At 56.3% G+C, this 6,309-nt stretch carries 1 protein-coding gene; it reads right to left on the reverse strand.

All coding sequences use genetic code 11. The annotated features are described in order from the left end of the window. Positions 1-5,489: AAA family ATPase (locus VNX88_10965; protein HWY69181.1), on the reverse strand; the 5,489-nt coding region annotated here is incomplete at its 3' end. Between the last annotated feature and the right edge of the window lie 820 nt (positions 5,490-6,309).

Genomic DNA, 6,309 nt, shown 5'->3' on the forward strand with positions numbered 1-6,309 from the left:
GCCGCGAGATACCAACGAATGACACATCCTTGCTCATCTCGCACGGGGTTATAGCGCAAAAGAAACCAGCGATACTTCGCGTCTTTTCTCAAGAAGCGCGCTTCGGTCTCGAACGGCGACCCGCTTAAGAACTTACTTTGAGTTTCCCTCGCTATCCGTTCCCAATCATCAGGGTGAAAGAACCTAGGCGGGCCGGAGCCTTGCCACTGCTCGAGAGTAAGACCGAAATAGTCGAGCGCGGCCTGGTTGGTATAAAGGCGGCTGCGATCGGGCCCTAATACTGCGACCAGCTGCGGCGTGAAATCCAGGATCTGTCGAAGCTGCATTTCGCTTTGCTGGATCTTTTCTTCCGCGCGCTTGCGTTCGGTCACATCTATCGCCGTGCCGACCACTTCAACAAGCTCTCTAGTGGAATTGAAAACTGGATGGGTCAGGCCATGAATGTGTTTGACTGTCCCGTCCGGTAGCACGATTCTGAATTCGATGTCGGAATCTACCTTCCGGACGAACATCCTATCACTGGCCTGCCGCTTGACCTTATCACGATCTTCTGGGTGTATTCGCTGCAGCCATTGGTCTCGCATTGGAAGACCCTGTTGCGGATCGAAGCCGAAAATTCGGAACATTTCCTCGGACCAGTACAGGGCCTCGCGGGTTGTGCCATCGCTGGCCCAACTGCCCGTGTGGGTAAGCCTCTGAGCTTCGGCGAGATAGTTTTCGCTTTCGCGCAGGGCTTTCTCGACGCGCTTCTGCTCGCTCAAATCAAGGGCGAAGCCAACCCCTTCGTTGCCACCTTCTTCGAAAAGTGCCCCGGCGAGTAGCACGGGCACGCGGGTGCCATCTTTCCGGAACATCTCTGACTCAAAGGGCTGTACGGTCCCGGTCTGCATTACCTTTGCCAACGCGCGCTCAGTGCGCTCGCGCCATTCCGGAGGAGTCATGTCCTTCCAGCGCACGCGACCCGAGGCGACATCGTCACGGTCGCATTGCACCATGCGGAGAAAGGCTTCATTGGACGCGACGATGCCGCCCTCGGCATTCCAGATCGCGATTCCCAGAATGTTGGCATCGACCAGGCGCTGGATCTTTTTTTCACGGTTCTCGAGATCGTGATAAAGCCGCGCATTCTCGAGCGAGATGGCTGCTTGCGAAGCGAGCACCTTCAACAGGGTGACACGGTCAGGAGTGAAAATGCGCGGCGCGAGATTGTTTTCGAGATAGAGGAGACCACTGAGTTTTGCCTGGTTAATTAGTGGCAAACAGAGAATGGAACGGACACGATGCTGAGCGATGTACGAATCGACAGCAAACGGATCTTGAGACGATGCATCGTCGAGAATCACAGTTTCCTGGGTGCGCATCACGTAGCGAACGACGGACTCCGGCAAAGCGGCTGTGCTGTCGGCGGCACTGCGCAGATGGACGGTTACATCCTCTCCACTAGTGGTCGCTTCTGCGTGTATCTGCAGCTCATTCCCTCGCAAAAGAATCAGGAGACCTCGTTCAGCACCAGCGTGCTCGATCGCCGCGCGCATGAGCCCGTCGATCAGTTTTTCCAAAACCATCTCGCCCGCGACTGCCTGCGAGACCTTAATCACCGTGGCCAGATCTAGGAGTTCAGCAGGCGCCAAGATTGTGCTCGTCGGCGTCGAGATCAGTCCTTCCTTTTTGAGATGGGGATATAAATGGTCCAGCTGCGCTACTTTGCCATCAGCTCCCCAACGCTGATAGCAATACCGGGCTTCGTGCAAATACACATCTGCGAACGTTTGGAAACCACGTGCTGCGTAGAATCGCGCGGCGACCTCATAGGCAACCGCCTCATCGTGGATGAATCCATTGGCGTGCGCCGAGCGGATGGCCTTCTCGTAAAGGCCTTCGGCTTCGACCACGCGGCCTTCTATTCTCGCGACTTCAGCACTCACGAGTGCGGCACGGTCTTCAAAATTGTCTGGGCAATGCTCAGACAAAACCATCAGTCGCCGATGACTAGCTCTGAGAGCCTCGAAATGGTCTCTTTGCTTATCAGGCAAGGACGAATCCCAAGACGCAGCGTGGGAGAGCGCGCTATAGAAGTGAAAAAAAGCCGGTTCAAGTACAATCAACCGAGGTTGTTGTTGGCGTACCTTCAATGATGCATCAGCGGCAGAGGCATAGTCGCCCGCAAAGAACCGTGCTTCCGCCTTTGAAGTCCAGTATTGGAATTCCGCATCTTTGAGAGCGGGATTACTCGCCAGGTGGCGCTCAAACGCAATCTCGTCGAATTTGTCGTCGTTAAAGGAGCCAAATTCACTCGTCAATCCCCGGAGGTTCCGTATTAGCTGGAGATCCGAGGCGATCAAATCAGCAGCGAGTCCAACCTTCGCCTTCTTTGCAAATTCGATCCCTTTTTCAGCTTCTAATTGCGCCTGGGCCAGTGGATCTCCGACGACCAGAAGGCTCATGACCACTTGCGTTAGGCTGTATGCCGCGTAGGTAAAATCACCCATCTGGTAAGCGACATTGAATGCGTGGCGCACTAGGTCGCGGCCGTGACGCGCGTGTTTCGAACCGGGGATAATAATGCTCCCAAAACACATGCATATCCGAGGTTCGTAGCGCTTCAAGCCGCGCTTTTGCAACAAGCCGTAGCCGAGTTGACCAAATCGAACGGCATCCTCGTACTTGTCGAAGCGCGAGGCTGCTGCCATTCCAAACCATAGATAAGCAAGGCATGATGCATCGCAATTGCCGTACCGGAGACTAAGATTCACCATTCGGCAGACTACGAGCACACACAGATCTTGGTCGAAGAACACCGCGGGGGTAAGAAACTCCGTTAATACCTCTAAATCGTCCAGAGCATCGGGATTCGAGACCAAGGGCGCGTCAAGCAGGTCCTCTATTTTCCGGTCCCCGAGCAGTGACCAAACCTGCTCGTATTCGCGTTCCACATCGTCCCTGCTCGGATGAGCTAACCAGATCGTCCCGTCACGCCTAAGATATTCAAGGCATATCTCGACGGCACGATCGAGCCGCTCCAATGCTGTGTATAGCATTAGCTGTAAGCATGTGACCCGAGCCAAATCATGGGCGCGATTGGCACGCGCGGCGAGCATCGAAAGTCGCTTTTCAGCAGACTCCATATCGGCGGTCAGCAGTTCACACTCAGCTGTCAGGTCTTCGAGCGAAAAGATAAGCTCGTAATCTGCCTTCCAACTCTCGTCAGCCAGTAACGCCCGACCTGTCGCGAGGTAAGAAAGAGCTGAGGCATAGGCGATCGAGCGCTTCGCCCGCCTTGCCGCGACCAAGTTCAATTCTGCGACGCGCCTCCGCTCGTCATTTGACGTAATGAGGTGAGTGGCGCGATTGAACTGGTTCACGATCTCGAAGATCCTCTGCTCACGCTCGTGTGAAGGAGTTCTCTCTGCCAACAGCCTTCCGATTCGGAGGTGCGTCTCGGCGCGCAGTTGCTGTGGGATCAAGGAATACACCGCTTCCTGCACACGGTCATGGAAAAAACGATAGGAATCTTCCGAGCGAAGGACAAGGCCCGCTAGAACGGCTTCCCAGAGTTGCCGCTCGAGTTCCTCATTCGAGTCCTGGTAGATCATCTTCAGCATAGCGAAGTCCGCACTGTTACCCAGGCAGGCCAGCTGCTGTAAAGCACTCTGGGTTTCGACCGGAAGGCGATTCAACTTCCCGACCATAAGGTCCGCCACGTTATCTGTGTAACTCTTGGCGTAAATACGATTAAGGTCCCAAGACCATCGCGCTTCACCGTCGTCGAACCGGAGCAGCCCTTCGTCGGCCAGCGCCGTGAGAAACTGGATCGCAAAGAACGGATTGCCGCTGGTCTTCTCGTGCACCAGTTGCGCCAGAGGCTGGGCGGCATTTCGCTCGCTGTGCAGCGCATCGGCGACCAGCCGGTCGATATCGTCAACCCCGAGAGGCGCCAGAACGATCTCCTGCATTCTCGTTCCGACCGTGCGGATCGCGTCCAGTGTTTGCGTGAGCGGGTGAGAGGGGCTCACCTCGTTGTCGCGGTAGGCCCCGACAACCAGCAGGTGCTGCACGTCCGGATCGGTAATCAGGTGCTCCAGCAGTTCAAGCGTTGCCGCGTCCAGCCATTGCAAATCATCGAGGAACAGCGCGAGCGGATGCTCCGGCTTGGCGAACACGCCGAGGAACCGCCGGAACACCAGTTGAAAGCGGTGCTGCGCGTCTCGCGGTGGCAGGTCTGGAACGGGCGGTTGTTTCCCGATGATGATCTCCACCTCAGGGATGAGGTTGGCGATAAGCTGGCCACTCGGACCCACCGCCTCCGCCAAGGCACGCCGCCATTGGTCGACGTCTGCTTCGCTCTTGACGAGGATCTGACGGACAAGCGTCTGGAAAGCATGTGCCATGGTCGCGTAGGGAATGTCGCGCTTGTACTGGTCAAACTTGCCCGCCGCGAAAAGCCCGCGCGGCGGAACAAGCACCTTGTGCAGTTCGTTCACCACTGAGGATTTGCCGACGCCAGAATAACCGGACACAAGCACGAGCTCTGGCCTACCCTGCGTCACGACTCGGTCGAAGGCTGCGATCAATGCGTCGACCTCGCGCTTCCGCCCGTAGAGCTTCTCAGGGATCAGTAACCGGTCTGACGCGTCGTGCGCGCCCAGCGGGAATGGATCGATGCGACCATGCGACTGCCATTCCTCCAGGCACCGACGAAGATCACTCTCCACGCCCGACGCAGTCTGGTAGCGTTCCTCGGGAGTTTTGGCGAGCAGTTTCATCACGATCGCAGAGACACCGGCCGGCACACTTTCCACTCGTTCGTGAGGCGGCACCGGATGACGTGCAATGTGGCAATGTACCCATTCCATCGGATCGGAAGCTGTGAAAGGCAGGGTACCGGTCAGCATCTCATAAAGGGTGACGCCGAGGGCATAGAGGTCGCTTCGCGAATCTATCGAGCGATTCATCCGCCCGGTCTGCTCGGGTGCCATGTAAGCGAGTGTTCCAGCGATGAATTCGGGAGGTTCCAGCGGTCGCCGTTCGCGCACCAAGCGTGAAGCGATTCCGAAACCCGTAAGCCATATTCGACCGCTTTCACGCGCTACCACAATGTTCGAAGGCTTCAGGTCTTTATGGATGACATGGCGCTTGTGTAACAGGCCCACTGCGTGCGCGATAGCAACAGCGAGGCGCAGAAACACCTTCGTTTCCATCGGTCCGTCAACGAGCCGATTGAGCGGCTCACCCCCGGGATCTTCGAATACAAGTACGCTCTGCTCGTTGTACTGGGACAAAGTCATCGGCCGAAGCGTCCATGTTGTGTCCAGTTCGTTTCTGAACGAATATTCGTGCTGCAGCTTTTCGACGGTTTCGAGCGCGGGGCGCAGTGAGACAGTTGCTAGTAGGAGAACAGAGGGGGCAGTTACCTCCTTCGAATGGCCCCGGTAAAGGATTAATTCATGGTCCTCGCGTAGCGGTACTGCCTTGTATCCGAAGAGTTCCACGGTTTCTTGTTCTCCCCTTACCAGAATACTGCATTGGTGTTGGGGCGTCGACGCAAAGAGCCTTGGCGACGTAAGCGCTAGACTCGGATAACAAGCGATGTAGCGTTCAAACGGATCAAGCATCTGAAGGTCAAAGACTGGACGAAGTAATGGTTGGCTGAAGAGAGCGTTCGCCCAAGAGTTGTGGGCAAAAACCTCGTCATAGCTCCTGCTGGAGCCAGTAACCGTTAAAGCCACGCCTCACGTTCTTCCACAGTTCGTAGGAAGTAGCGTAGTTGACCTGAAAAGCTTGCCCCGGCTGCAGGTTCCTAATTCCGCTATCGTCGGCATGACTTGCGCGATATGGAAACTGGGGCTTTGGAAGAACAATAATCGTTATTGCCCAACGCTGCCAGTGGGTTCTGCCCTGCGCCTCGCCAAAACGTCGTACACCTGCAAAATGAATGACTTGGCGCAAAGCTCGATTCGGATTTTTCCGCTACAATTCTTGCCATGATCGTGTCGCTCCGACATTTCCTCGGTTGGTTGGCCAGCGCTTTCCGTTCCCGGGAGGACCTCGTCCTCGAGAACCTGGCTCTCCGTCGGCAATTGCTGGCTCGGCACGCGCAACAACCTCGCCGTCGATTCACTGCCCTGCACAAACTGTTCTGGGTTGCGTTGCGAACATACTGGTCCGGGTGGACCAAGCCGCTCATCTTGGTCACTCCTAGAACCGTCGTGACTGGCATCGCGCCGGGTTTCGTTTGTATTGGACGTGGGTCTCCAGAGTCAGCCAGGTAGGAGGACGGAAGCGTGTCAGCAAAGAGGTCCGCGCCTTGAT

This window comes from Terriglobales bacterium (assembly GCA_035567895.1).
Lineage (GTDB): Bacteria > Acidobacteriota > Terriglobia > Terriglobales > Acidobacteriaceae > Gp1-AA112.